This is a genomic window from Agrobacterium tumefaciens (assembly GCF_005221325.1).
GTDB lineage: Bacteria > Pseudomonadota > Alphaproteobacteria > Rhizobiales > Rhizobiaceae > Agrobacterium.
In genome coordinates this window covers 15024-40480 of record NZ_CP039892.1, presented here as the reverse complement: position 1 = coordinate 40480, position 25457 = coordinate 15024, and the positions used below count along the sequence as shown (strand labels likewise).

Annotated in this window: 33 protein-coding genes; 17 read left to right on the top strand and 16 right to left on the bottom strand. The window is 56.2% G+C overall.

Annotation, left to right across the window (positions count from 1 at the left end; translation table 11 throughout):
• Positions 1-10: 10 nt before the first annotated feature.
• Positions 11-1960 (top strand): anthranilate synthase family protein, encoded by a 1950-nt coding sequence (locus CFBP5499_RS28645; protein WP_080831136.1) that lies wholly within the window; start codon positions 11-13, stop codon positions 1958-1960.
• Here CFBP5499_RS28645 and CFBP5499_RS28640 read toward each other — a convergent pair.
• The 4 genes from CFBP5499_RS28640 to CFBP5499_RS30950 form a co-directional block, all read right to left on the bottom strand.
• The gene (locus tag CFBP5499_RS28640; protein ID WP_080831135.1) at positions 1908-3668 is read right to left on the bottom strand and encodes a peptidoglycan D,D-transpeptidase FtsI family protein; all 1761 of its coding nucleotides are present in this window, start codon (positions 3666-3668) and stop codon (positions 1908-1910) included. The genes CFBP5499_RS28645 and CFBP5499_RS28640 overlap by 53 nt on opposite strands.
• Positions 3669-4136: 468 nt before the next feature.
• Positions 4137-4967, bottom strand: a complete 831-nt coding sequence (locus CFBP5499_RS28635; protein ID WP_080831133.1) for a hypothetical protein — start codon at positions 4965-4967, stop codon at positions 4137-4139.
• A 338-nt stretch (positions 4968-5305) separates the two neighbouring features.
• Positions 5306-5497 (bottom strand): CsbD family protein, encoded by a 192-nt coding sequence (locus CFBP5499_RS28630; protein ID WP_080831131.1) that lies wholly within the window; start codon positions 5495-5497, stop codon positions 5306-5308.
• 141 nt (positions 5498-5638) lie between these two features.
• A complete protein-coding gene (locus tag CFBP5499_RS30950) occupies positions 5639-5875 on the bottom strand; it encodes a DUF6894 family protein (protein ID WP_080831130.1) in 237 nt (78 codons plus the stop codon).
• A 72-nt stretch (positions 5876-5947) separates the two neighbouring features.
• Between CFBP5499_RS30950 and CFBP5499_RS28625 the strand changes: the two genes are divergently transcribed.
• Positions 5948-6631 carry an SOS response-associated peptidase gene (locus CFBP5499_RS28625; protein WP_080831128.1) on the top strand — a complete coding sequence of 228 codons (684 nt, stop codon included), beginning with the start codon at positions 5948-5950 and terminating at the stop codon, positions 6629-6631.
• Positions 6632-6948: 317 nt separating this feature from the next.
• Here CFBP5499_RS28625 and CFBP5499_RS28620 read toward each other — a convergent pair whose 3' ends face one another.
• Positions 6949-7128, bottom strand: a complete 180-nt coding sequence (locus CFBP5499_RS28620; protein ID WP_080831126.1) for a DUF3606 domain-containing protein — start codon at positions 7126-7128, stop codon at positions 6949-6951.
• A gap of 446 nt (positions 7129-7574) precedes the next feature.
• Between CFBP5499_RS28620 and CFBP5499_RS28615 the strand changes: the two genes are divergently transcribed.
• Positions 7575-7859 (top strand): hypothetical protein, encoded by a 285-nt coding sequence (locus CFBP5499_RS28615; RefSeq protein ID WP_080831124.1) that lies wholly within the window; start codon positions 7575-7577, stop codon positions 7857-7859.
• A 65-nt stretch (positions 7860-7924) separates the two neighbouring features.
• Positions 7925-8968 (top strand): response regulator, encoded by a 1044-nt coding sequence (locus tag CFBP5499_RS28610; RefSeq protein WP_080831123.1) that lies wholly within the window; start codon positions 7925-7927, stop codon positions 8966-8968.
• A 19-nt stretch (positions 8969-8987) separates the two neighbouring features.
• On the opposite strand, the gene CFBP5499_RS28605 is transcribed toward CFBP5499_RS28610, so the two are convergent.
• Positions 8988-9347, bottom strand: coding sequence for a hypothetical protein (locus CFBP5499_RS28605; RefSeq protein ID WP_080831121.1), 360 nt, complete (start codon positions 9345-9347; stop codon positions 8988-8990).
• A gap of 2 nt (positions 9348-9349) precedes the next feature.
• Positions 9350-9562: a hypothetical protein gene (locus CFBP5499_RS28600; protein ID WP_080831119.1), complete on the bottom strand. Its 213-nt coding sequence runs from the start codon at positions 9560-9562 to the stop codon at positions 9350-9352.
• A 227-nt stretch (positions 9563-9789) separates the two neighbouring features.
• Between CFBP5499_RS28600 and CFBP5499_RS30290 the strand changes: the two genes are divergently transcribed.
• Positions 9790-9954 (top strand): hypothetical protein, encoded by a 165-nt coding sequence (locus CFBP5499_RS30290; RefSeq protein ID WP_175416946.1) that lies wholly within the window; start codon positions 9790-9792, stop codon positions 9952-9954.
• Positions 9955-10241: 287 nt separating this feature from the next.
• On the opposite strand, the gene CFBP5499_RS28595 is transcribed toward CFBP5499_RS30290, so the two are convergent.
• Entirely contained in the window at positions 10242-10973 is a 732-nt protein-coding gene (locus CFBP5499_RS28595) for a hypothetical protein (RefSeq protein ID WP_080831117.1), read from the bottom strand.
• 294 nt (positions 10974-11267) lie between these two features.
• Here CFBP5499_RS28595 and CFBP5499_RS30860 point away from each other — a divergent pair, with 294 nt between their 5' ends.
• Complete coding sequence (locus CFBP5499_RS30860; protein WP_158523337.1) at positions 11268-11624, top strand: hypothetical protein; 357 nt, start codon at positions 11268-11270, stop codon at positions 11622-11624.
• On the opposite strand, the gene CFBP5499_RS28585 is transcribed toward CFBP5499_RS30860, so the two are convergent.
• The 7 genes from CFBP5499_RS28585 to CFBP5499_RS28550 all read right to left on the bottom strand — a co-directional run bounded on the left by CFBP5499_RS28585 (position 11588) and on the right by CFBP5499_RS28550 (position 17489).
• A complete protein-coding gene (locus tag CFBP5499_RS28585; protein ID WP_080831113.1) occupies positions 11588-12334 on the bottom strand; it encodes an ImuA family protein in 747 nt (248 codons plus the stop codon). The genes CFBP5499_RS30860 and CFBP5499_RS28585 overlap by 37 nt on opposite strands.
• Before the next feature lie 4 nt (positions 12335-12338).
• Positions 12339-14036, bottom strand: coding sequence for a DUF4113 domain-containing protein (locus CFBP5499_RS28580; RefSeq protein ID WP_337729469.1), 1698 nt, complete (start codon positions 14034-14036; stop codon positions 12339-12341).
• 116 nt (positions 14037-14152) lie between these two features.
• Positions 14153-14758 carry a hypothetical protein gene (locus CFBP5499_RS28570; RefSeq protein ID WP_080831110.1) on the bottom strand — a complete coding sequence of 202 codons (606 nt, stop codon included), beginning with the start codon at positions 14756-14758 and terminating at the stop codon, positions 14153-14155.
• Positions 14759-15144: 386 nt separating this feature from the next.
• Positions 15145-15513, bottom strand: coding sequence for a helix-turn-helix domain-containing protein (locus CFBP5499_RS28565; RefSeq protein WP_158523336.1), 369 nt, complete (start codon positions 15511-15513; stop codon positions 15145-15147).
• Positions 15514-15515: 2 nt separating this feature from the next.
• Entirely contained in the window at positions 15516-16073 is a 558-nt protein-coding gene (locus tag CFBP5499_RS28560) for a restriction endonuclease (protein WP_080831105.1), read from the bottom strand.
• Between the two features lie 161 nt (positions 16074-16234).
• On the bottom strand, positions 16235-16714 hold the full coding sequence (locus tag CFBP5499_RS28555) for a helix-turn-helix domain-containing protein (RefSeq protein WP_175416945.1): 480 nt from the start codon (positions 16712-16714) through the stop codon (positions 16235-16237).
• A 373-nt stretch (positions 16715-17087) separates the two neighbouring features.
• Complete coding sequence (locus CFBP5499_RS28550) at positions 17088-17489, bottom strand: Rap1a/Tai family immunity protein (RefSeq protein WP_080831101.1); 402 nt, start codon at positions 17487-17489, stop codon at positions 17088-17090.
• Between the two features lie 357 nt (positions 17490-17846).
• Here CFBP5499_RS28550 and CFBP5499_RS28540 point away from each other — a divergent pair, with 357 nt between their 5' ends.
• From CFBP5499_RS28540 to CFBP5499_RS28500, 9 genes are all read left to right on the top strand, one after another.
• Positions 17847-18290: a DUF3846 domain-containing protein gene (locus CFBP5499_RS28540; RefSeq protein WP_080831098.1), complete on the top strand. Its 444-nt coding sequence runs from the start codon at positions 17847-17849 to the stop codon at positions 18288-18290.
• Position 18291: 1 nt separating this feature from the next.
• On the top strand, positions 18292-19299 hold the full coding sequence (locus CFBP5499_RS28535; RefSeq protein WP_233284556.1) for a hypothetical protein: 1008 nt from the start codon (positions 18292-18294) through the stop codon (positions 19297-19299).
• A 27-nt stretch (positions 19300-19326) separates the two neighbouring features.
• The gene (locus CFBP5499_RS28530; RefSeq protein WP_080831096.1) at positions 19327-19776 is read left to right on the top strand and encodes a hypothetical protein; all 450 of its coding nucleotides are present in this window, start codon (positions 19327-19329) and stop codon (positions 19774-19776) included.
• A 10-nt stretch (positions 19777-19786) separates the two neighbouring features.
• Positions 19787-20122 carry a hypothetical protein gene (locus CFBP5499_RS28525; protein ID WP_080831094.1) on the top strand — a complete coding sequence of 112 codons (336 nt, stop codon included), beginning with the start codon at positions 19787-19789 and terminating at the stop codon, positions 20120-20122.
• A 46-nt stretch (positions 20123-20168) separates the two neighbouring features.
• Positions 20169-20474, top strand: a complete 306-nt coding sequence (locus CFBP5499_RS28520) for a hypothetical protein (protein WP_080831091.1) — start codon at positions 20169-20171, stop codon at positions 20472-20474.
• Between the two features lie 73 nt (positions 20475-20547).
• Complete coding sequence (locus CFBP5499_RS28515; protein WP_137081383.1) at positions 20548-20814, top strand: hypothetical protein; 267 nt, start codon at positions 20548-20550, stop codon at positions 20812-20814.
• A 103-nt stretch (positions 20815-20917) separates the two neighbouring features.
• Complete coding sequence (locus tag CFBP5499_RS28510) at positions 20918-21151, top strand: helix-turn-helix domain-containing protein (protein ID WP_080831233.1); 234 nt, start codon at positions 20918-20920, stop codon at positions 21149-21151.
• Between the two features lie 64 nt (positions 21152-21215).
• Entirely contained in the window at positions 21216-21455 is a 240-nt protein-coding gene (locus CFBP5499_RS28505) for a type II toxin-antitoxin system VapB family antitoxin (RefSeq protein WP_080831249.1), read from the top strand.
• A complete protein-coding gene (locus tag CFBP5499_RS28500; protein ID WP_080831231.1) occupies positions 21455-21889 on the top strand; it encodes a type II toxin-antitoxin system VapC family toxin in 435 nt (144 codons plus the stop codon). The genes CFBP5499_RS28505 and CFBP5499_RS28500 overlap by 1 nt, the downstream gene beginning before the upstream one ends.
• Before the next feature lie 74 nt (positions 21890-21963).
• On the opposite strand, the gene CFBP5499_RS28495 is transcribed toward CFBP5499_RS28500, so the two are convergent.
• Positions 21964-22341, bottom strand: a complete 378-nt coding sequence (locus tag CFBP5499_RS28495) for a hypothetical protein (protein ID WP_130932640.1) — start codon at positions 22339-22341, stop codon at positions 21964-21966.
• Positions 22342-22457: 116 nt separating this feature from the next.
• Here CFBP5499_RS28495 and CFBP5499_RS28490 point away from each other — a divergent pair, with 116 nt between their 5' ends.
• Together CFBP5499_RS28490 and CFBP5499_RS28485 are read left to right on the top strand one after the other, a co-directional pair.
• On the top strand, positions 22458-24047 hold the full coding sequence (locus CFBP5499_RS28490; RefSeq protein WP_080831227.1) for an RcgA family putative transporter: 1590 nt from the start codon (positions 22458-22460) through the stop codon (positions 24045-24047).
• A complete protein-coding gene (locus tag CFBP5499_RS28485; RefSeq protein WP_080831247.1) occupies positions 24037-25038 on the top strand; it encodes an alpha/beta fold hydrolase in 1002 nt (333 codons plus the stop codon). The genes CFBP5499_RS28490 and CFBP5499_RS28485 overlap by 11 nt, the downstream gene beginning before the upstream one ends.
• The last annotated feature ends 419 nt before the right edge of the window (positions 25039-25457 follow it).

The window sequence follows — 25457 nt, the reverse complement described above, 5'->3', positions numbered from 1 at the left end:
GAGGTTGATCATGCAGTCGACACTTTTACAAAAGCTTATAGACACAAGATCAAGCGCGTCTTTCGCGCTGATTGCCAGGCGCAAGTCGCCCGATAGTGATTTAGCGGTCGATGTCGTGTCCGGCCATGGCGTTTCCTTCTCCAAATTGGAAGAAATCTCGGCAACTTCGCATCTGTCGGCGAGCACACCTCTGCTGAAGTACCTGGTCATGATCCCCTACAGACAGGTCCGCGAAGTAGGGTTCGATTATCAAGATGACGGCGAAGCCTTGCAGGCAATTGAAATCTCGCATCACGAAGTGCTGTCCGTCGCGGAAACCGTGGCTCGGATACCCAAAGTTCCCGTGGACCTTCGTGGAATAGGCTTCGACCTCAGCGATGAAGCCTACGCGGCAACAGCTCAGAAAATAATTGATGACGAGATCGGCCGGGGGGAAGGGTCCAATTTCGTTTTGTCGCGCTCCCTCTACGCAGACATCGAAGGCTTTTCCAAAGCCCACGCGCTCTCGCTGTTTAGTGAGCTCCTGGCCAAGGAGTCGGGGGCGTACTGGACATTTATGATCTGGCTCGAAGGTCGTGCATTTATTGGGGCTAGTCCGGAACAGCAGATAACTTTGATCGGCGGAGTGGCGACGATGAACCCGATCAGCGGGACATATCGTTATCCCGCAAGCGGTCCCCAAGTCGATCAAGCCCTCGACTTCCTCAACGACCCAAAAGAAACTGACGAACTTTTCATGGTTGCGGATGAAGAGCTTAAGATGTTCGGCCGCTTCTGTGAGACAGGGGGGCGGCTTAAAGGCCCCTATTTCAAGGAGATGTCGAAGCTCGCTCATACAGAGTACTATATCGAGGGAAACACGCGAGCCGGAGCATCGACGCTCTTGCGTGACACGTTGCTGGCGCCCACTGTCACAGGTAGTCCCATCAAGAACGCCTGCAGGGTGATCGCCAAATATGAGCCAAAAGGACGCGGCTATTACGCCGGAGTTACCGCGCTGTTGGGCGTAGATGAGGCTGGCGAAGAAGCGCTGGACTCGGCGATCTTAATCAGGACCGCCGATATTGCTCCCGGTGGACGCGTAAAAATTTCGGTCGGATCTACGATCGTTCGCCACTCCGATCCGATGGCTGAGGCTGCGGAGACGACAGCGAAAGCAAATGGCTTGCTCAACGCTTTTCTCGGAGCAGCACGAAATACGATCGGTCATGACGCCCGGATACAAGCCGCGCTACGGGAGAGGAATAACCGAGTAGCTAGCTTTTGGTTGTCTGGTGGTGCCCGACTACAGTCCACTAGATTGGCACGAAAGCGAATTCTTGTCCTCGATGCGGAAGACGATTTCACACGAATGTTGGCCCACCAGTTGCAAGCACTAGGACTGGAACCTCAAGTGCTTCCTGCCAGTCAATGGAGGACCGGTTACGAGCAATCCGACCTTGTGCTTTTGGGGCCCGGTCCTGGAAATCCGTTGGATGACCGAGATTCACGCGTGGTCCACATGAAACACGCTTTGACCAGGTGCATCGCGGACAGAACGCCGTTCTTGGCAGTTTGCCTTAGCCATCAGATCCTAGCCGCGTATCTGGGATTAAAAGTCGAGAGGTTGCCCCACCCGAACCAAGGCGTGCAGCGCGAGATTGACTACTTCGGACGCAGCGCAGTGGTAGGGTTTTACAATACTTTCGCGGCTCGCTGCTCGTTTGATTCCTTCTGCACGGCCGGCATGTCAGTCAGTGTGGCTCGCGATGTAACAACCGGTCAGGTTCACGCCCTGCGAGGTGATTTCTTTTCAGCGATGCAATTCCACCCGGAATCTGTACTGAGCTTGGCGGGGACAAGCCTTCTCGCAACCGAACTGGAGCGTATTGCGCGCGTAGAGGCTGACCCGCATCTGAGCTTGGCCGTCAATAATTTACAAGTAGGCTCTGGGCGTCAGGAGAGCCGAACCTCGGCGTAACGCCTAAGAGCGCAGCCGTTCTGCCAATGATCTGCTTCATCATGGGAGCGGCCGTCGAGGCTGCCGTGCGGCCCCCATGCTCGCCTGAGATCGGCGCATCGATTATCGAAAGCGCTACGTATCGGGGTTTATCCATAGGGAATGCGGCAACAAAGGCGTTGAAATTTATGTCTTTGGCGTAACGACCGTTGATGACCTTATCAGCTGTTCCGGTCTTGCCTCCGACATGGAAGCCTTCGACCTGAGCGCTTCGGCCCGAACCTTTCAAACCATTCCAGTTGTAAAGATAACGCATGTCAGCGCTGGTTTGGTCCCTGATGACCTTCTTTTTGATCCCATCTGCTTGATCCTTCGAGCGGGTGAGAAATGTCGGTGGAATAAGGTCGCCGCCGTTCATCAGCGCAGCGGCCGCAACGGCGGTTTGTAGCGGGGTAGTAGCGACACCATGCCCGAACGAGATGGTAACCGAATTGATCTTCTTCCAGACGCGGGGTTGCGTCGGAATAGCTACGCCGGGCATTTCTGTCTCAACTTTGCTGAGAAGGCCGAGCTTGGTCAGGAATTGTTGATGACCCTCGATCCCGACTCGGTCAGCGACCGCGGCTGTGCCTATATTTGACGAATACTGGAAAACTTCAGGAATGGACAAAGGGCGGTTCTTGCCCTTGAAATCCTTAATGGTAAAGCCGCCCATGCGAATAGGCCTTGAGGCGTCCACGACCGAGTTCAGATTGATTTTTCCCTCGTCCAAGCCCATGGCAAGCGTGAAGCTCTTGAAGGTCGATCCCATTTCAAACGTCGCGTTGCTGATGCGGTTGAACCAACCCTTCTCGTATTCTTTATCAATACTACCATCGGCAAGGGTGCGTGACGGCTGGTTCGGATCGTAATCCGGGACGGACGCCATCGCGAGGATCTCGCCAGTTTCCACATCGATGATAACCGCGCCCGCAGCCTCAGCCTTGTAGTTCGTCATAGCATTCTGGACGATATCGCGAACAATGCTTTGCACGCGAACGTCGATCGACAGCTTAACCGGCTCGAGCGGGATATTGCTCGTCATGCCTGCATCACGCAGGTCGGAAAAGCCTTGTTGGTCCAGATATCTTTCCATGCCTGCGAGGCCTTGGTTGTCGACGTTCACATGACCTACGATATGGGAAGCGGTGACCCCGCCAGGATAAAACCGGCGCTTTTCGGGACGGAAGCCTACGCCCGGAATGCCGAGGGCCAAGATGTCCGCCTGCTGACGAGGGGTTAGTTGGCGCCGAAGCCATTGGAAGGCAGTCTTGGAACGAAGCTTCTTATGTGTGTCACCCCAGTCGAGATTGGGGATAACGGCCGCTAGCTTTTCTACTACCTCGTCGGGATCGACGATTTTGCGTGGGTCCGCATATAAGGAGACCATGTTAAGATCAGTAGCAAGAAGCTCGCCATTACGGTCGATGATGTCCGGTCTCGAGGCTACCGCGTTTTGGGGAGGTATAGACCCAGTTACAATAGGGTTGGCGATCCCATACTGGATCAACCGACCTCCGATTACCACGAACATCACGGCGAATGCGCCGATTAGGATGGCCAAGCGCTGGCGGGCGTTCGCTTGGCGCTTTATCACGATACCCTGATGGCGAAAGTGCTTCGCACCTTTGGCGGAAGCATTAACGTGGCCCCTTGTTTTGATAGCCATGATGCGAGAGATGACAGACATTCAAAACAATCCGCAATATGAGATTTAAGTGGCATTCAAAAGCTGGACGTAATTGTGCGTAGGGTAGCTTGCACGGGAAAATTGTTACCGTCGGTTGGTTAACGCGACGTTAATTGCTTTCTCTGGGTTGTGGACGAAGCCGCAAAGGGATCTTTATGTTCGGCTGTGTCAGGACAGTGATTTCGGTCGAACTAGGCCGCCACTAAAGATCAATGGCTTCTGATTCGAGCCGCCAGATGCGCTCAGTCCCGAGCAAGTGGCACATGCGCGCCTGATTGATCGAGGTGGAACAGAAATCCGTTGCCTCGATTGCGCGATGTCACTGCGCCAACATTATCGGGCTCTGAGGGGCCAGCGTGAGTATAGTCCAATGGGCCTAGCTAACGAGCTAGGCGCATTATATGAAACGACAACTCTAATTGGCTAGGCGCAGAGGAGCAACCCTATTGAACCAGTGGGCGAGAAAGATCACCTTGGATCGAGATCTTGTTCGAGCGTCAACCCCTGAAGAAGAGATCGAGGATTGCCCACCCCGTCCTCGATCGTGTCACCGAACACGTCAATCAAGAACGCCGATCGCGGTGCGGGCTCTTTTTCAGGGTAGATATATTTGAGCGCAAACGATGTATCCTTGGTGCTAAGGCGACCGAGTTGCAGGAGGGCTTTGTCAACGACCTCGACGGGATTAGGTGAAAAGTCATCATTCGGCCATTTGCCGCTGTCGCGGGCGTAGGTCCAATGCTTCTGGGCGTGCGCTTTGACCGTTTCTCGAATATGTCGGTTCTCGTCCTCGCGCCAAAGATCGATCAATCGATGGCCGTAGTTCTTTTTCACCTGTTCGAGCGTGTTTCCTGCATAGATCAAAGGGAATTTGAGAAGCATCTCTATGGCGTGCGATAGCAAATGAAGTGTCGGACGTGCGAGCATTGAGGATTGATAATCCCATCGCTCGCTTTCCCGTATAATTCGAGCCGATCGAACATACATTGCTGCGGTCGCTATAAAATGACCGGCCTCAGAGAGGTGAAAGTTCTCATCGAAAGCCGGTTTCACCATAACCTCTTCCTGTGGCGGACCATAAGCCAATACGCCTTGCGCAAGTTGCCGTTCAGTCCTTACGGCCTTTATTATCCGCTTGCTGATTCCGGGCTCACGCAACATCTGAATGTCGGTCAGCTCGTCAAAGTCTGACAACCTAGTATAGTAGGCATTGCGTAGACGCCTGACGAAACTCTTCGGCAAGTTCGTATTTTCGAGAAGATCGGGGTCGTCCTCGCGGTATGGATTCGCGTCAATCATGGTTCGTCCTCCTAGATCGGAAGACAAAAATCATGCGATTTCTCTCTGAGAGCAATGTGCAGATTTGCAGGTGGAACGATATGCCAGCCCATATTGAACATTACAAAAACCACCGGATCGCCATCTACAGTCCGGGTGACCATTTTGCTGTGGTGACGCCGCCCGGCGGAAACGCTGTGATGTCCTTTCCCGCAGGTCGGCCAGAGGCGTCACGGCTAGAAGGGCCGGAGGTTTGCCTGGAGCGAGCTAAAGCCGCGATTGATGAATTGTTGGGATCTTCACGAAAAAGGCCCGCTCACTGAGCGGGCCAGGGTCCGTGCTGGGAGGCACATTAGCTGCTAGGCCTTGTCGACGACACTCTTCACGCCGTCTTTCGCATGGCCCTTAGCCTGCTGCGCATCGCCTTTGGCTTCCTGGGCTGCGCCCTTGGATTCCATGCTGCGATTGTCGGTCGCGTCACCAACGGCCTGCTTGGCCTTGCCGGTCAGCTCGTTAGCCTTGCCGGAAATCTTGTCGGTTGTCGAACTCATGTTCTTATCTCCTTCATTGCAGCGGTGGAGCGTCTGCAAATCGCCATCAGGTCATCACGCCGGGTAGGTCCATCTTCGGTCGCTCATCGACCCGCTTGCGGATTCAACACGTCGGCCGTGACATCGTTCCATGCTTTATGCTCAGGTCAACTTTAGAACCGACCGGAGCGGTAGCGTGTGGATCAACTCGCCACGCTCATTCACGACCTCGAACGCATCGGTTCCGATCGTCTCGCCCCGTTTCACCCGATCTGCAACGACCTCTCGCGCGCCTGCTATTGCCTCAAGTTGTGCTGCGTCGTCTGAGGCTAGTTCTGTTCCTTCCTGATCTTCTTCGAGCAAACCATTGTTTCGGATTTGAAAGTAGTATCGCGCCATACCAACACCGTTCGTTTTTTCGACGGAACAGAGATTTTGACATATCGTTCCAGCTCAAAAAGGAGAGACCGAATGTGCGGACGGTTTACCAATGAAATGACCTGGGCAGAGATCCACGCGCTCTACAGCATCCACAACGCTGCCCCGCCACCATCCAACATGCCGCCCCAATACAACATCGCGCCCACGCAGAGCGTTTATTTTGCCCATAAGGACAAGACCGGCGCGCTTGAGGTCGATTACGGCCGGTGGTGGCTCGTGCCGTTCTTCGCCAAGGAAATGCCGAAGGCGACGATGTTCAATGCCCGCATCGAGACTGTCGATACCTCTGGCGCGTTCCGTGAACCGTTCAAGTCGAAGCGCTGTCTCATCCCGGCTGATGGGTATTTCGAATGGACGACGAATGCCGAGGACGGCAAAAAAGACCCATGGCTGCTGCAGATGCCGGAAGGCAAAGGGTTCTCCTTTGCCGGCCTCTGGGCGCACAACGAAAAGCTTGGCGTAACCAGCTGTACCATAATCACCGCGCCGGCCGTTCAGCACATCGCGCATATCCATACGAGGATGCCAGTGATCCTCGACCAGAGTAGCTACGACGACTGGCTTGATACTGACCTTCAGGGAAAGGACGCCAAAGCACTGTTGCTCGATCACCAGATTGATGATGACCTGGTGTTTCACCGCGTCGGCCGAGACGTTAACTCGTCGCGCTACGACGGGACCGATACGAAGAAGCCGCTGGTCAATTCGTTGTAAGAAAAAAGGGCCGGCGAGATCGCGGCCCTTAAAATTGGAAGGTCGAAACCTCCAGAGGGGAACAGCTGGCGCCCGGGGGACAGTGGGCGCAACCGCTTACCCGCATATGAGCACTATTCACTTTCCCGGCAAGGGCTGGTTGCCCTGATATCGGTACGGCCCAGGCCATTTTCCGCTTGGGCCAATCGATCGAGCAGGAGCGCAAACGCGCCATCACTCTCTGGCGGCTGGTAGCCGGACTGTTGTCTGACTGCGCTGCGCACCATCTGGCTCGACGCAAGTGAAAGGAATTCGAGGGGGTGAACGGACATGATGTCTCACTTTTTACGATCCAGCTCGTTCTCGACCTTCTCCCGGCTATTGCCGACTTCCTTGATGGTGTCCTTCACCATCCCCTTGGAGACGCCCTCCTTGTCGGCTTCATATCGGACCTCATGGTCCTGATTGCCGGCAACTCGTGCGCGGTCCTGCTCGCGACCTTTTCCAGAATTTGACATAACAGCTCCTCTACCTGTTCCGCAGGAGAACCAGCAGAGGTGACAAACTGTTCCATTTCAGGAGCGCCGGCTAAGGCGTTTGTTAGGACTGTAAAGCGCCGCCGCGCTTCCTTTAGGATGTCCGAGCTCGCAAGAGCTAAGCCAACGACATCCTTCAAGACTTCCACCACCCCATCCGCAGCCGCCTTCAGTTGCGGATCGATGGTTTCGATCGAAATTTCCAAGGCCAACGCGTACATGCGTCGATAGCTGCAGGCATCTTCTGCAGCTTTAAGCCAATCATCATGTTTGCTCATGTGCAGGACATATCCCTGCGGAGCGATATGTCATTGTTCCATAGGAATTATAGTCAATCTCGCATTAATACATTAGAAACCATGAATAATGTGACGGAACCCGTGTCAGCGCTGAGTTGTTTCACTGGAGTTGGCCAAGGAGTGGAGCGTATGGCACAGGAGCTGCGCGGTCAGAGCCGCAAGGTATTTTCAGATATGGACGCCTCTGAGCGTGACGCGGTTCTTCAGGAATTAAGCAAGGCGTTGCGGTTCAGGGCGCTGGCCTCACGCGCTGTTGCCTACGATCGCTGGCAGGATATGGACCAGCTGGGCGAACGCATCGAGCGCGATCATGCCGTGATCGCCGACGATCTCGAAGGCGCGGCCGCAACCGTGCTTGAAGCTGTGAGGCTTCTATCCGAGGTCGACCAGGATCTTTCGGCAACTCGGCACTAAATCTGTGTAGAAATCGAATCGGGAACAACGTTATTTTCCGCGACGAAAAAGTGCGCGGAGCGAACATGCCAACGATATTCATCAGTCATGCTACGGCCGATCAGGCGTTAGCTCGCCTACTTGTTGATTTCCTCAAAGAGGCGGTAGGGGTGCCGGAGCGGACAATTTTCTGCTCCAGTCTAGGAGGCCACGATATCCCGTTCGCTTCCGACTTCAACCAGTACATCAAAAACAAGATTGATGAGCCGGCGTTGGTGATCATTCTCATGTCAGCTGCCTATTTGGAACGGCCTTTTTGTCTTATGGAGCTTGGGGCAACTTGGGTTCGCTCTCATCAGGCACTTCCGATCGTAATCCCTCCGGTCGACTACACCGACGTTACTCGAACGTTGGGCCTAACCCAGTCGTGGGAGATCACAAAACCCGAAGGGTTATTGAAGCTTCGCGAACTTATCGTTCATGCTTTGACGGAGGGAAGCCTTGAGTTCCGTTCGCCCCAGACTTGGGACGAGAAGCGTGAAAGGTGGAAGCAGCAGCTGCCGAAGGTCCTCGACTTACTACCAGGGCGGTCTCTCGTTGAAAGGACCATACTGGAAAACGCTGAAGCCCGAATAGAAAATCAGGACCGGGAACTACGAGAGCTTGCCGAGAAGCTGGCAAAACAACAGGCAGAAACAGCTGTTGCGCGAGGTAAGCTTGAGAAGCTGACTGGATCGGGGCGTGTTTTGATCATCGACGACGAACCGCTCATCGCGCTCGATCTCGAAAATCTGCTTATCGACGCTGGTTTCAAGGTTGTGGGTGTCGCGAAAAATGGTGCCGAAGGACTCGAACTTGCGGTGCGCCATGCTCCCGATTTCGTTGTGTCGGAAATCCAATTCAAGGATGGGACCGACGGGAAGCAGATGCTCATAGAGATTTCAGAGACTATCGATTGTGACATCATCATTGTCACGGCTCATCACGACCTCCTCCTTAGAGAGCCGCGGCCAATCGGCTACCTTGTGCACAAGCCTTTCCAACCCGATCTCCTACTAAGCGAGTTGTATAAATCTGCTCGCGAAAGACAGGAACTCCGGGATCTGCGTGCAAAGCTGGAAGCACATTGAATCCTAACGCCTAAACGACTTATGGCCTACGCCGCTTTGCCCGTTTTCTTCGCATTTCGGTAATAGGTCTTGTGGAAGTCCGGTCGCTCCCGCTGAAGAACCAAAGAAGCCCGTAGACCGGCAGGGCCAGCAGCGCCACGTAAGCCGTGCCTTCGGCGTTGCAAGATGCACTGTCAGCCCATCGGTCCACCGTCGCCGGCTTCCCGATCGCGCCCGTCAGGAAGAGGATCAAGCCAGCGACGACGGCAATAGCAGCCAGCGCCGTGAAGCCCCAATGCAGCGCGATCGCGCCGGTTTGATCAAGATAGATGACGAAGCCCGCGATTGCGCCGAGCAGAATCCCGAAAGTGATCAGATAGGAGCGGTAGAATAGCGTCATGGTCAGGCGTCGGGCCGAAGTTTGCCGCGCATATCCAGATCCTCGTAGTTCAGCTCATCGACCATTTCGTTGACGTGTTCGGCCGAAAGGCAGTCCATGACGATGCCCCCAACGACGATCGGAAGGCCGGTGAAGATGTCGATCACAGTCCATGTGTCGGCATAAACCCGGCTGGGGGCGGCATGATATCGAAGGGTCTGGCGCGTGATGGTCATAGCAGATCGAAGATAAGAGGGCGGAATACGGAGAGGTTTTATCTCTCTCAACATGGCCCAATTACACCGAACGGAAAGACCTGCGTCAATGATGCGCGGTCCCGCCAATTTCGCCGCTGCGCAACGAAATCGGTTCCCCCACGCCCCGGAGGCGGCCTTTGGCCGTCATTGACCCAGCCCCTCCCTTATCGGTTGGCGACCTTTGTTTTCATTCAAAGGAGCTGACGATGACCACTTACGATCACATCCAGGAACTGCGTGCCGAACTTACAGCATCTATCGACCAGGCCGAGCGCCGCGAAATCGCAGCCGAGATCGCGAGGGCCGAGGCAAAGCTAGCCGAGGAAGAGGCAGCTTTCGAAGCGCTGATTGCCGCCGAGCCGCCCCATTGAGGGCGGCTCTATCTTTCTTCAGCCTCTCGGATATTGTCGCGCCATGAGGCGCGTCTTTCTCTTTTCAGGAATGACCATCTGCGTATTCGCAGCTGGCTTCTGGTATTTTGTCTCAGGGCTGGCCTGCGGCCTTTCTGGGGCAGGCGGCTGCAGCAATATCCCGACCTGGCCGTGGAAATATCCTTCGGCACTGGCCTATTCTCTGCCTGTCTTCGCCTTAGGGGCCATTGTTATTTTCGTGAGCCGTTGGGTCCGTTAAATGTCCTGTTCCCACTTTAAGGCAACTGCTAAACTGATATTTCGTAATCAGTTATATCCGGTGCTTCAGTGCCGAAGGTAGTTGCGGGATGGATATACGAATCAACGTGTGCCAAGCGATACGCGTTGGCAACGCCGTCGTGGTCCCAGCTCTGTACCTTCTCAATATGAACTAGCCCCGCATATAAGAGGACGTTTATTGCAGGGCGGATGTTTTGACGCGGGATCCCAGCATATTCCATGATCGTATTGTAGCTGATGTTGACGAGGTTAGAACGCCGGTCTCTTCGCGACACAAGAAGAAGGTACATCTTCAACGCGTGCAGCTCTATAGCCTTCCTCAGCTGGAAGTCGCGAAAAGCAGTGATTACATCGCCGCGATACAAGAACCGGCATGGAAGCTTCGCCCAGCTTTGAAAGGGATCATAACCACAAATATCGTATGTACTCTGTGAGCGGCGATCTCGTTTAATCAAGTCGAACTGCTCGAGTACCTGCAATCCTTGCGAAAGTTTCGTCCGACTGATCGACGTCGCGGTGGTCAGCGCGTCATAAGTCATCCGAACCCGCCCCCATTCTTCGGAAGGCCTAGAGCCTAGCACTTCAACATCACCTTCCAGCTGATGTGAGAGCGCAATATAGGCCAGCAAGGCCGCAATGTTGGCTGACCCTACGCCCGCAGACCACTTCATCGATTTCAGCCCTTTGGCCTCGATCCAATGTGTGGGAAATTTTACCCACTCCAACCGACGTGACTTCATTACCCCCTCCCTTTCTGAATCACATAGATCGCGAATGCCGCGAGTGCGATGCCACTCAAGCTCACAATTGGCATGAATTTATCAGGCGAAAGGCCCGCAATGATTTTTACTAACTCGATAACCGCTTCCATTTTTCTGGCTCCGAAATTTTATCGTGCCAAAAAATAAGCTTTCTCCAACGATCTTATCTAGAGACAGTTTTGCAGAACGTCGAAAAGGATGTGGTAAATTCATTTTTAAAAACAGCAGGTTATTCTAATTTCGCGGCGTCCATATATGGACCTAAAGTAGTCCATGAACGTGACCCTTGTGGACCAATTGACGGCGTTTTTTCGGAAAACGCGCTATTTAAGCCTGGAGAAACGCGCCTCACGCTTTCTACTATCTCGGCTCAATGAGCACGCCGCGGTCCAAAAGGCAAGGGAAGCGTGCTTCGCATTTGTCGGATCCGCGCCGATCACAGCCAATCGCAAGTCGACGGCGGATCTCGACAAACTCGATCGACGCCCCGAACTTCTTCACCAGAGCTTTGCGGTCATAGACGCCGTACCGATCGCAGCGCCGGCAATCCATATCGATCTTTTCCGCGCGATAATCCTTCAGCCGCGGCCTCGTCATTGCGCCATTCTCCATTCCGGCCAGTCGTTCTGATGCCGATCGATGCTTGCCATACGCCCCGCCTCGTCGCAGGCCCCTACTTCGACATCAAACGCCTCACCCGCTCGCGATCGCATCAGCTCGATCAGCCAACGTGGCCGGCCGAGCCCTGGAACCGGAAGCGGCTCAGATGGCATCGACGACACGCGCCAGCGCGTCACGGATGCGGTCGGTTGGCCGTAATCGGTTGCTTCGGTTTGCCGGCGCCAGCGCCGGACGATTAGGCCAAGCGTACCGGTCTGCTCAGCGGCGAGCTGAAGGCGTCGCGATGCCACCATGGGCAGGCGTACTGTTTCCGCGATCACAGCGCCAATGCCACCGAAGCGAAGGGCCTCTTCGGCGTTCTCCAAAACCGTCTCTTCTTTGTCGGTCTCGACAAAGATCACGCGGCCCATATCGAGCCCGACCTGTTGAAGCGCCGGCGCGAAAATGTCCGATCGATGCAGACACCAGATGATCGGCCCTTTCGTCCTGGCGGCGATACCCGCCGCGAAAAGGGACGAAACCGCGCCGGTCACTGCGTCCGCTCCACCCCCTGCAATTTCATGGGTGCAGCCATAGGCAAGCCCGCCGCCTGGTAGGCGAGCGTCGATCTCGTCTACTCCGAACGGGAGATGCGGCCGCTTTTTCGCGGACCCGCCCGCAATCTGGTCGATCCGCTCCTGAAGGTCCGCGAGAATTTCCGGGTTTACGTTCCTGGTCATTGTCTCATCGTGCCGTGGCGATAGGCAGCTCCTTGACGTTGGTGGTGTAGCGCGGCGAGCGGCGATCGAACTTCGTCTGCCAGTCTCGCTTGATGCCGGCCGAGGCCGGGATAAGCGAGCCGCGCCCGAACTTGCCGTTCACTGCATCCAGCGCAGCCATGAGCCTGTCCGACTGGTCGCGGTCGCGTGCGTCGAACAGAGGCCGCGGCTGCGATCGTGCCGGGACAAGATCATTCATGATGATGCCGGCCTTCGCGTAGCGATGGCCGTTCCTGAAGATCTTGCGCGCGCCGCTTTGGGCGGCGCGGATCAGATCGAACGAGTCGTTCGATGCTTCAGCGAAATGCACCGTCGTTTGCGCCGAGTGCGGCTTGTCCTTTTGATTGAAGCGCGACGTGTGCATGAACACGGCCATGTGGGTCGCTTCGAGGCCGTGCCGGCGCAGCTTCTCCCCTGCCCTCATGCCATAGGCGGAAACCGCCTCGAGCATTCCGGCGAGATCCGTGACCGGCGTTCCAAAGGAACGGGTCACGGCGCAGCCTTTCCGCTGTGGCGGCACGTCCTCGAGCGGCAGGCATGATATGCCCTGCAGCTCCAATACCGTGCGTTCGCCAACGACGCTCAGGAGATTACGGGCAAGCCGCGCATCTACGCGGGCCAGGTCCCCGGCCGTCTCGATGCCGAGGCCAAACAGCTTGCGTTCAGAGGTGGCACCCACGCCCCACACTTCGCCTACCTCGATACGATCGAGCCAGCTTTGCCGGACCTTAGCATCCGTCAGATCGCAAACGCCGCCAAGCTCCGCATTCTTCTTCGCCACATGGTTGGCGAACTTGGCGAGCGTTTTTGTCGGGCCAATGCCAACACAGGTCGGAATCCCGGTCCATTGCTGGACCTGGGATCGCAGATCGCGGCCGAAGGTGGCGCGATCGACAGGCCGGATGTCGGTCATATCGAGAAAGCTTTCATCGATCGAATAGACTTCGACATCTGGCGACCATTGCCGATAGATCGTGTTCAGGCGTGCCGACATGTCGCCGTAGAGCGTGAAATTGCTGGAATAGACCGCCACATCGTTATCGCGACAGAGATCGCGGATCTTGAAGTACGGTTCACCCATGCCAATCCCGAGCGCCTTGGCTTCCGGCGTTCTTGCGACGGCGCAGCCGTCATTGTTGGATAGGACGATGACCGGGCGCTTGGCGATTTTCGGGTCAAAGACCCGCTCGCAGGAACAATAGAATGAGTTGCCGTCGATCAGCGCGAACGAGGTCATGTCCGCTTCCTCGGACGCAGCCAATGGACATTGCACAGTGCCACGCCCCAGATTTCGACTTCCGCGATTTCCGGAAGGTCGAAGAGCGGCATGTCCGGGTTCTCGAACATCAGCCGCGGGCGACCGCCGTTCATGCGGAGGCGCTTTAGCGAACGTTCGCCGTGAACTGGCAACGACAATATCGCCGTCGACGGGCCTGACGCTCCGATCAACCACGATCAGGTCACCGTCGAAAATGCCGGCATCTCGCATAGAATTGCCGTCGACCTTCCACAGGAAGGTCGCAGGCGGATTGCGGATCAGCAGTCGCGTGAGGTCGATAGATTCCTCAATGTAGTCATCTGCAGGAGAGGGAAAGCCCGCGCACAGCCCAGGGAGCATGAGAGGCACATAGACTTCTGCCTCGATTTTCAGGGCGGCGAGCATTCCGGATACCTTCCACGATACGCAAGCGAAAGGAACAAATAGGGAACACATAGCGCAGCGAAAATCAAGACGGAAGATTACGCGATACTAATTTTCGCTGCAGCCACTGCGAGAAATCAGGACGCCGGTGGATTTCCGCTGGGCTGGGGTTTCCCTTTCACCAGTTGGCGTGCGGCGTTAAAGGCAAGTAGGTCACGAAACTGGATATAGGCAGCCATCAGCATCAATGGTGTTCCAGCGACGCCGATCGTCACCAGACCCTTCTCTCCCAAAAGGAATGACCAGACGGCGACGATAGGTACTGCTACAGCGCATAGCGCGGTAAGAACGAAGAACCATGATGCGCGTACACGCTGACGGTCAAAGGCACCAGGTTCGTTGAAACTGAACCAAGTGCCGTCCCATTCTACATGCGCGCAGCCGCGACCAAAAGCACGCGCCATCCCCAGAATATCAGTTTCATGCGCTAGAATTGCTTTGATTTCTGGAACGGTTGCGGACGTACCGAAAGCTCGTTCGAACTCTAATTGCAAAAGAGCGGTCTTCGCCCATTCTTTGCTGAAGAATTTAGCTTCGCGATCCTTCCGCGCCAACTCAGTCGTGCTTTTCAGCTTAATAAGTTTTGAGCCGAGCGACAAAGCGGGTACTATGATTGCCGTTGCGGCGACCGCAAGACCAGTTTTGCCGAAGGCAGCAATGATTTTTTCGACGTCTGCTAACATTCCGAACCCCTATAACCCCTATAGCGGCTCTCTACCTGGCGTTGGTGTAGGTTTTGTTACTGCACGCGGAACGTTTTTGCCGGGGGAAGTCGGTCCCGGCTCCCCCTTCGGGTCGCTATGCTGAGCCTCCTGCGGCGTCCCTTATTCCGGCAAAAAGCGTGTCGAGAATTCCCGGTTTCCCGGCCCTGCCTGTCGGCGTGCCGGCGCTATGCTGAAACCTCCGATGTTCTTCATCGTCTTTCTCGGATCCGGCCTGTCGCCGGTTGATCCGAGCGTGGCGGCCATGGGCCGCTCTTCCTCATATGGTCAACCTGGTTGAACTTAGAGCTGCCCGGTAAGCGGAGCGCACATCACTCGGAGCGCAGCGGGCAGATCGATCTATTGCCTTAGCCGCCGATCGCGGCCGCCAGAGCGGCGACCGATATTCTCGTCGTGGCACTTCCGATACGCAGAAATGCCGTGTTCAGCTCGACCCCTTCCGGCGATCCGACGAACGCCGTGAGGCGGTCAACCTCCTCGACGCTCACGAAATCCGCAAAAAAGTAGGTCACATGCACCTTGAGGTAATCGGCAAACTTATAGATCCGGTCAGCTGGCACGCGGTTCGTGCCCAGCTCGTATTTGGAGATCTGGCCCGGACTGATCGAGAAGGCGGCCGCGAAGTCCTTGCGCGTCACCTTCAACGCCTCGCGACGCTTGCGAATGCGCTCGCCTATCTTGGCGTCTTCGTCCGTCGGCGTGTTGTTACTCGTCACCTTCAGGTCCTGCCGTGATCGCTGTATTTCTCGATATCGCCCGTATTGAGAAAGTCGAGCAGCCTTTGCCCGCTGACGATCGTCAGATTGCGATCGAGGCCGGCAAGCTCTTTCGCACCGGCGCCAGTGCGGCCGGTGTGAATGAAAATACCGCTACAGCGTTTCGCCGCAAGTACGGCGCTGAAGGCCGCGACATGGGCGCGGTTGATGTGCTTGCCGTAGCGTTTGGCCTGCAGGAGGTATGTTTCGCCGGCAATGATGACCGCGCCATCTATGCCGCCGTCGCCCGTATAGTGGGTGTTTCGCGTGACCTGGTGCCCGCGCCGCTCGAAGGCTTCCAATAGAAGCTCCTCGAATGTGAGCGGGTTGATCTTGCGAAGGTAGGCGAGCCGCTGCGGCATGTTCGGAATGGTGTTGATCTTTTCGAGGACCCGGCGAGCCTGGTCCTGTTTGCGGCGGTGACGGCGCACGCGGCCAGACGGCCGCAGCAGCCGTCGCAACAGCAGAGCGGCCGCAAGAATGGCGGCGGCCGCGACAATGACCATTTCATGCGGCTGCATGCAGCCGGTTCCTATGGACGCCTGTGGCGGCTTCGGTTTCGATAGGATTGAGAGTGGTTGGCAACGTGGCGATCCTGCGTGAAGCTGGCCGGTCTAGGCGGCCACAGCGATCCAACTCACTGAGACCGAAATAGCAGCGCGGCTATCGCCGCGCCACTATCTCAGCGGTCCGCCTTCGTGTTCGAGGCCTTCTGATTGATCGAGGCCAGCAGCTTGTAAATCTGTTCCAAACCTTCGTGATCGAGCTGCCGGATTTGGGAGATGGTATCGCGCATCAGTCGCGAGTGATCTTCATTATCGCCCCAAAGATGGGGGGCGGCCGGCGCAAGTAGCTCTTCCGGGGTAGCGCCCAGAACTTCGCAAATATGGATCAATCTGAGGACGGTAAGACGGGAAGTGCTGGTTTCGTAGCGTTGATAAACAGCGTCGCTTAGACCGAGCAGGGGAGCAATTTTAGAGCGAGACAAGGACCGCTTGTCGCGAGCCACCCGAATGCTAGTGCTGATTTTGTCCTCAACTTCTGCGTTGAGAGGAACCGCGCCGTTATATGGCTTGCGATACACCGGTTTATCAATGTCGGGATCTTGAATCTCTTTCAGGCCGAGATGATCGACCCAATTTTCAATAGAAGGACCTGCCATTACCTTACCATGTTGTAATCTTCGCGTATGTGTAACCGAATTGGGTGTGTGATGAGAACCCACAAACAAGTGTTTGGTGTTAAATTTGGCGCATCGCTTCGCGACCCCGCTCTATGCCTGCGGCACTAAGCCGCTTGGAAAGCGTCTTAGCCCAAGGGGTTACGATCGGTTGCGCATCGCGGCGATGCCGCTCGATCTGAGAAATCTGATCCATTTTGGTATCATGCCAGCCATTTACACTTGAGCGCTTGCGAACCATATTGCACGTAACATCAAGTCAGGTCGTGTCAGGTCGCTAGCCCTTCCTGCCATGTGCCGGCGGGGCCGCTCTGTTGTAGCAGCAGGGCGGCCTTTTCGTATCAGGACGGGCAGCTTACCCCGGAATCGGGCATTCCCATGTGCGCCTGAGCGAATAGTTCATCAGATTGTTCAGCGGCTCTACTCGCATTTCTGGGTTACTATCCAGGAACTTGCAAAGCACATCCGTCACCTGCTCAATTGTCGTGTTATCAGGAATACAGCGCGCCGCGCCTGCTTGGCCTGCGTAAGAACGGATGTGCTTTCTAACATCGGCGTTGCCGATGGTGCCAGCGGCCAAATCAAACAGTTCGGCATCAGCGTTATGCTTTTCCAGCCATCCCATCACGTAGCCCAGCATCATGCTCGAACCGTTTCGCGCGCGGCAAAGACTATGGCCGTCATTTCCATCGATCTCGGCATAAACGGGCACAGGGAAGGCCGCAATAAGGGCCAGCGCAAGGGCGGCGATCGTCATAGAAATGTCCTCCAGCTGATCGATGCTTAGAACGCCCGCTGGCGCGGCGCAATCGGGCTAAGAATAGAATAACGGTGACGCCTATGGCGTCTCTCCATCTGTCTGGTTGAGGGAAAGAGGACGCTGCCCGTCTCTCCCTCACAAGGGAAAAAAACGGTCTCCCCGTCCTTCCTTCGTGCAGGATCGGCGCTTTGCGCCGCCCCTTCGGCTGCGCCTCGGGCGGGTGAACCCCCTCCGTTTTTGTTCCCTTGCCACCCTCTCTCCCGCTGCTCCGCGCGAACTCGGGAGCAGGAGCGGGGCTCCTGCCCGCGACGGGCACGAGAAAACCGCTTCGCTGAACCGAGAAAGGGCTAGACTATGACCAAAACCGCAACCGTTTATCTGCTGGACCCCAAGGCCGCGACTATTGAGGCCGTCGAGATCGAGGCGCGCAGCGCGTTCGCTCAGACCTATACGCTCATTGGCTGCGAACTGGTGCAGGTTATCCCGTTCGACACATTCCATAGCCTTGTCACTGACGAGGAAGGTTTGCGCGACGGCCTCACTGAATTTTCCATTTTCAAACGTTACCCGCAGCCGCTGGCCGGAAAGATCGTGCTTATGGGCGCGGACTTCGCCGCTCCTCAAATCAGCTTGGAAGATGCCGCAATGGCTTTCCAATGCTGCAAGCCGGTCCTTGATCCGGTGTTTGCCGACATGGACGATAACGCCGCAGCAGGTCTTATTCTGGCCGGTGCGCTGGTCGGCATGCAAACCCGGATCGAGCGCCACACGCCGACCGTTATCAAGCGGGGGAACTGATATGCGCCCCACGTTTGCAGTTGTCGAAGACGGCGTTTTCTCAGCTGTTGCTGATACCTTCGTCGCGGAAATCGCGGCGAAGGGTATCGAGCACAATTTCAGTTGGTTGACCCACACACCAGAGCGCCGCGCCTTGCGGGAAATCGAAGCACTGGCCGAGCGGTTGAATGATTTCGGCCGGTTCGTCATGGAGCTTTGGGCCGAGGCTCCAAACTTCATTCCCGGCGAGGAAATCGGCACGTTCGCTGCACGGCATATTGCCCTGACCCGCAAATATTGGGCAGCGGAGAGCCGTTGCGCCAATTGGATGATTACCGGCCCCGCCCGCTTTCCCGTTGCTCGCAACGAAAAGCGGATGAAGGTTTCGGACGTCCGTTATTCCGATATCAGCGCCCACATTGAGAGCGCCCGCAAGTCGGTACGGCGGAAAGCCTATCCGCATGGTGCGGACGGCGAACCGATACGATCCGGCGACCCCGAGGCATTGCAGCGCATCGCATCGCGAATTGAGGCCCTGGCCCTTTCCATAGACCGGATGAAGGCCGCGAACGTGATAATTCGCCGGATGGAAAAGAAGGGAGCGACTGAGGCGGAAATTCTGGCTGAAGTCATGGCAAAAACCGGAATGGACGAGGCGCGGGCTGTTCGCGGCGTCGCGTTGACCTCTTGGCAGCGCCGCCGTTCTTTCGACACGACCAACACCCGCGCCGAGTTGCGGCGCATGCAAAAGCGGCTTTCTCACCTGTCCAAGATGAAGGAACGCGGCGACCGTTCCAGCGAAGTGGAAACGGGGGCGGGTAAGGTCGAGGTGAAGGAAAACGCCGAGGCTGCACGCATCCAACTGGTGTTCCCCGGCAAGCCGGACGAGGAAACCCGCCGCATCTTGAAAGGGCATGGCTTCCGCTGGTCGCCATCGCAAGGCGTATGGCAACGCCATCTGAACGAGGCGGGCCGATACGCCGCGAAAACCGTCCTTTCCAAAACCGGCGCCGCACCTGCTGCGGCCTGACCCTTCCCATCATCGAGAGGTTTTGACATGACCGAGCAGATTTTCACCGTCATGGAATTTTGGGGGGACAAAGACCCGGCATTCGGCGGCAATGCCGCCGATTGGTCGCTCTATGTCGTCGAGGGACAGGAACGCGCATTCATGAGTGCAGCGGACGCGCAGCGCCGCCAGCACGTGAAAGCCTATTTCCCGACCGAGAAGGAAGCCAAGGAGGCCGGTGACGCCGCCAGCACCCGCAAGGGTACGGTTTCCGTCCTGCCCGTCAGATATGACGAGCGCATTCCTGTCGCGCAGCTCCGCTGGATCGTCGGAAATATGCATGTTGGCACCAGCGACGAGGACTTGACCGCCGATATCATTGAGCGGTCAAAGCGGATGCCGATAGAGCCGGAGGCGGATTTTCTGGCTCAGGCTTGCGCATACGCGCTTGCCAGCCACCGCGCCAATCAAGGCCTGTTCACTCATTTCCGGTTCTAGGAGGCCGACCATGGTGCAATCCATTTGCATGCGCTGCGGCGGCAGCTTTTGGGAAAGCGAGAAGGGGGCGCGAGGCGAAGACCTATGCGACACCTGCGAAGGCAAGCCAGCGCCGGGACGTTCCACCGGTCGCAGCGTCGAGGTTTACGATATCCCGTCCGGATTGGGCGGGACCCATACCGTCGAGATTGTCGAAAATCTCGAAGGGGATAAGGTACGGGTGCGCGTCTGGTACGGGATCGCGACCCCGAAAGGGTGGGAAGCTTGGGAAGATTGGGACGGTTACGAGTTCGAAGCCGCCCGGGCCGACCTCACCAAAAAGCGGACAATGCCGCTGTTCAAGTGAACCGAGGGCCGCGCCAAGCGCGGCCCTGTTATCGAGAGGAACGACATTGAGCCGTCACACCGTCACCGTAAAAAGCAGTAGCAAGACCGACGAAAACGCCGTTATCGGATATGATCCGCCATTGCGATCATTTTTCCTCACGGCGTTTCCAGACGAGGAAACCGACGAAAGCGCCCTTTGGTTGGGCGGTTTCTTGGAAGAATATCCAAGCCTCGAAATCCTCATAGAGACGGCCCGCGCCAAGGGTTACGAGGTTTCCGGCTTGAGCCATGAAACCATCGTCGCCATGACCAAGGAGGCCGGAACGCCGACGCCGCCGAGCGTTGGCGAGCGGCTGGGCTTGGTTCGCTAACTATCGATTTTATGCTTGTCCTGAAGGGCCGGTTTCTCGAAACTGGCCCTAACTTTTTGGAAAGAGACGATCAGTGACCGATAAACCAAAATCCCTTGAAGGGTTTGGATATGTCATGGACGACATTCAAACCTATTTCGAATGCTCCGCTGATCCTGATCGACCTCAGAAGGGCCGCGCTATCGTGACGCTGAAGGGAGCAGACAAGGCCGAGGAAATGGACTTGGCAGACGCAGTGCATCTCAACACCGATAAGCGTCTAACGCTCTACGAAGAGGACTTTCACACGATAGCGCGGGCGTTCTCAAAGATGGCAACGAGATCCGCGCCGATCAATTGAGGGGCGCCGACCCCGAGCCGCATCGAGCGGCCCAGGTTCGGACGAGGGGAGCCCTTTCCCCTCCCCTCGAAACTCCCCTCCCACCCGAGAGAAGGAAAAAGGCATGAAAAGCACTACCGAACAGATGGGGTCCCGGCTTGCTAACGTGCGGGCCGAATCCGGACAATCTATAACCGGCTTTGCGATGATGCTCAGCGTGTCGCCGGAATCCTACGCGTCCTATGAAGACGGCGCGGCAGAAATGCCGTTTGCTTTTCTTCGCAGATTGCACGAGATTCATGACGTCAATCCGGCTTGGCTCATGGCCGGTGAAGGCAACAAATACGACGCCGCATAACCCCCGATCATTGATTGGATATCCTTTCTGGGATATATTTATATCCTTCGAAGGATATATGGACATGGCACTTTTCATCAAAGATCCAGAGGTGGACAAGCTTACGGCCGAGCTAGTCACCTTGACGAAAACGACGAAGACCGACGCGGTGAAGATGGCGCTGCGGCGCGAGATCGCGCTTCGGAAGGTCAATCGGCCTATTCGCGAACGTCTATCGAAATCGCTTGAGTTGGCCCGCGCTGCGGGACCGTTCGCGCCCGGCGACCATAAGCGCGAGACCGACGAAATGTGGGGCGAAGACTGATGCTGTTCATTGATGCATCTGTCATCGTCGCCATTCTTGCCGAGGAAGAAGACGCCGGCGAGCTGATGGACAGGCTCGATCAGCACGAAGGCGCATTCTACGTATCGGCAGTGGTTCGCATGGAGGCGGCTATGGCGCTGACGCGGCGCATGGCGGAGGCCATAGGCCGCGACAAGCCCGCAACCCCTGAAATGCTAGCGAAGGCCCGCCAGATGGTCGATCAGTTCACTTCTGACCTGGAGGCCAAGGAAGCGATGATAACTGGCGATGTTGGATCCAAGGCGCTCGATGCGGCTCAGCAGTTCGGCAAGATCGTCAATCATCCCGCAAAGCTCAATTTGGGCGATTGCTTCACCTATGCTTGCGCCCGCGCCTATCGGCTCAAGATTGCCTATAAGGGCAATGATTTCGTAGAGACTGATCTAGGCTGGTAACGAGATCTCTTGCGTGCCGCATCCAGCGGCACACCAGCGTGCCGGCAACCTCCGAATTGGAAGAGCATGGCCTACTAGGAAGATAGGCCGGTCCTCCGCTCCCGAGATCCGTCCAGAACAGAACTCATTTCCGGGTCTGTCAGGGCTTTGCCGGTCGCAATGATGTAGGCTGCCATGTAGGTCAGCTTATCGTTTTCTTCTTCGTCGCACGTGGGGCTATAATTGATTATCGCCAGCCTTGTGGCTGCTTCCTTCCGGGAAATTGTTATCAGATCGCTTCCGATCACTCCGCCTTTGTTCATCCGGCGAGCAGCGTCTGCGATCGCACGGAGCGCGGCAATATGATGCTCGATCATTTCACTCAGGTTGGCGTTTTGCGAAAGCTCGTGATCGAAAATACTGGGAGTGCAGTCGCGGGATGACTGCGAACTAGATGACGAAGAATACATCATGATTAGAAATGCCTCACCGTTCAAGTTGCGGGCACGGGTAGAGCATTGCTTGTGATTGAAGGCACGATAGGATACGAAACCCAACGAAACGAAACGAAATCAGAGCTTGCAAGCCGTTGGAAAAAAACGGGAAATTTTTTGTTCCCCCTCCGAAGGATGGGCGGGATTTCAAGGAATTGTTCAAGCACCTGGCTGCTGCGGGTGCAGGACGGCCGTTGGACAGTAGCGGGTTCCCTTCGGGTTCATGGACTCCCGAGCTACTGGCAGAGGCGATTTCGCAGATTGACACCAACAGTATAGGCGTGGATCTGAGAACGGTTCAGCTTTGGTTTCAAGAAAATGACAAGGGCGTTAGCGCGCCGAATATTCGCTGGCTGGCGAGGATTTTTGGGTGCGACGATCCGTTAGAGACGAGTGAGTGGCAACTGGAGCTTACCGCCGCCCAAGCTCGGTTGGTCGCAAAACGTCGGGGTTCTAAGAAGCCCGATGGTCCTCGCCAACGCGTTCCGGACTTCACAAGGGACGAAGCTGAGCCCGGGCCAATCGTATACGCGGCGCAAGGTGAAGGGTCCGAGGAAAAACGCTCGTTCGGTCTTGGCAGGCTTTCTGAAACGGTTTTCACGGCTGGGTCGCCTTTGAACTTACCGGCGACCGTTTTTGCAGGCGCTTCCGCTCTCGGCTTCATGGCATATATCTTGGGCATTCACAGCGTCACCTACGCCCGGTCGGATGGGGTCGTTAAACAAGTTGGGTTCCTTTGGGCGCCAAACTGGACCTTCCTTTTCATGGTTCTGTTGCCAGTGTTCTTCGCGCTCGTGACTGAGCTGGTGATCTATTGGAAAGGCGAAGGTCGCCTGCTGCTGTCTGGACCTATAGACCAAAAGGAGAGTGCACGCGATTGGGCGCGCAACCTAACCGCCTATTCCTATTCGTATTGGGCGGTTCTCGTCATATGCGTGGTCTTTGCGGGTGTTATCCAATGGATTGCAGTTAATCTGATACCACTGCTAAACGGCGGCGACGACTACGCGACAAGCTGGGGCACTTTGGCGATCATCCGCCCTGATGTGGTTTCTGTCCCTCTGTCCATCGTATTTTCGGGACTTGCATACCTTTACATGTGCATTTGCTTCTACCTGCTGTTCGCCGGGCTTATCCTGCTCCATACGATCCTTCATGACTTGCGGACCATTGAAGACACGACCAAGCTGCGGGCTGACGATTTCGAGCGAGTGGCCGCCGCTGTCACTTTCAGGGTGATGCAAGGAATTTTCCGTTGCACTGCTCTTGGAGTTCTGGTCGCAATCTGCATGAAGGCTCAAAGTGCCTACCTGGCTTCCAACGGCGAGGACATCCTGACCTGGTTCGTTGAGGACATGTCATCAGTTCTGATTATGACTGGCGATGACGGTAGTGGCTTCAACTACAGAATGCCTACCCATTTCAGTAGTCTGCTCGTCGCCATCTCGTCTTGTGTAGGATTCTTGTATGGCTCCATTTGTTTCGGAAAGCGCTTCCACTTGCCCCTTTGGAGAATGACGGCCGTCGTGGTGGCGCTGTTTGTCACATACCTGCTAATCGACGCTTTTGACGGGTTTACGATCCTTTTGTGTTCCGCAACGCTGCTGGCGACATATGCCCTTTTTGATCCGGAGTTTGGACGCTGGCGGCAAAATGACATTGGAAGCAATCAACGTGTATCATAGTTGGCTTGATGGTTGGGACGAACGCCGGGCCCGACGCGGGGACGAAGCCAAAAAGAACACGGCATTCGGTCTCGGTGCTGAGCTGGCCTTTCCAGAGGCGCAGCATGCCGCGACGTTCGACGATTTTTGCCGGCTTGCCGACCTGGCCGTAGCAGATCCACGGTTTTTCGAGCCACCGAGCGCAGGCGAAAACGGCTTCGCGTACGAGAATGGATGGCTGAAATTTCCATCGGACCTGTCCACGGATGTAGAAGAAAACAACACGGTTTGGGCGAAGGTCACCGAAAGCGGATCGCTCAATCAGGCCATGGTAATATTCCATCACTGGAATGCGACCACTCGCAATGACCAGATTGCCAAGATTTTCTCCAGGCTTGGCATAACCGTGGTTGAAGTTGCTATGCCCTACCACTTTGAGCGCAGCAGACCCGGATCTTTTTATGCCGATTATATTTTGAGCGCCAATCTCGGTCGAACGCTCCAATCCCTACGGCAAGCTGTCTGGGATGGCCGAAAAATCATTCGTTGGCTGGAACGCCAGGGTTATCGGAAGATCTCGGTTCTCGGTATGAGCCTCGGTTCCTGGGTCGCAGGACTGGTGGCGACCCACGACCACGCGGTATCAAAAGCGTCGCTGTTTTTGACGGCCGGGAGCCTCGCAGACATGGTCTGGACTGGGCGCGCTACCCGATCAATCCGCGAAAGCTTAGCCCCTCATATGGGGGTAAGTGATCTGAGGAGGGCATGGGCACCGCTCAACATGGAAAATTTTGCTGATCGCATGGCGCGGCCTAGCCTAGACCTCCATGTCGTACTTGCGAAGCGCGATACGGTGGTCCTGCCCGAGCTGTCAGGCAGTTTCCTGCAAAAGCTTAAAGATGCCGGGACGTCACCTCACGTCATGAACGTCGATTGTGGGCACTATTCGCTTGCTCTCCCGCCCTACATTTTGAAGGCCGGCTGGAGCTTGAAGAGATTTCTATCGCGCTAATCGGCGCTGCCTTTCGTCTCTTGAACTCAACGAGGCCAATCCACGGCCGTGTTGAGCGGCGAGCAAGTGCCATGAGGGGAGCCCCCTTCGGCCCCTCCCCTCAAACTCCCCTTCCCCCTCAAGACAGACGCCCCGCAAGCGGGGCGCTCATTGAGGCTATTTTGCATTTCCGGCCGGAGATGTCCTGATGTGTACTCACCACCGCTGCAGCATGACGGCGATGGAGATCCGCCCTGGCGGTCGGATCGCGATTTGCCGGTTGAAGGCAAAGGCGACGGCCGGGGCTACGAAGGCCGCGTTCGCCGGCTCCTCCTCCTTGGTGGTTGTACGTAATCTAATGCTGCGCACGATACGTCAGGCCCCGCCTTGGCGTGCAACCCCAAGGGGTTCTCCACTTCGCTTCGCTCCGTTGCGATCGC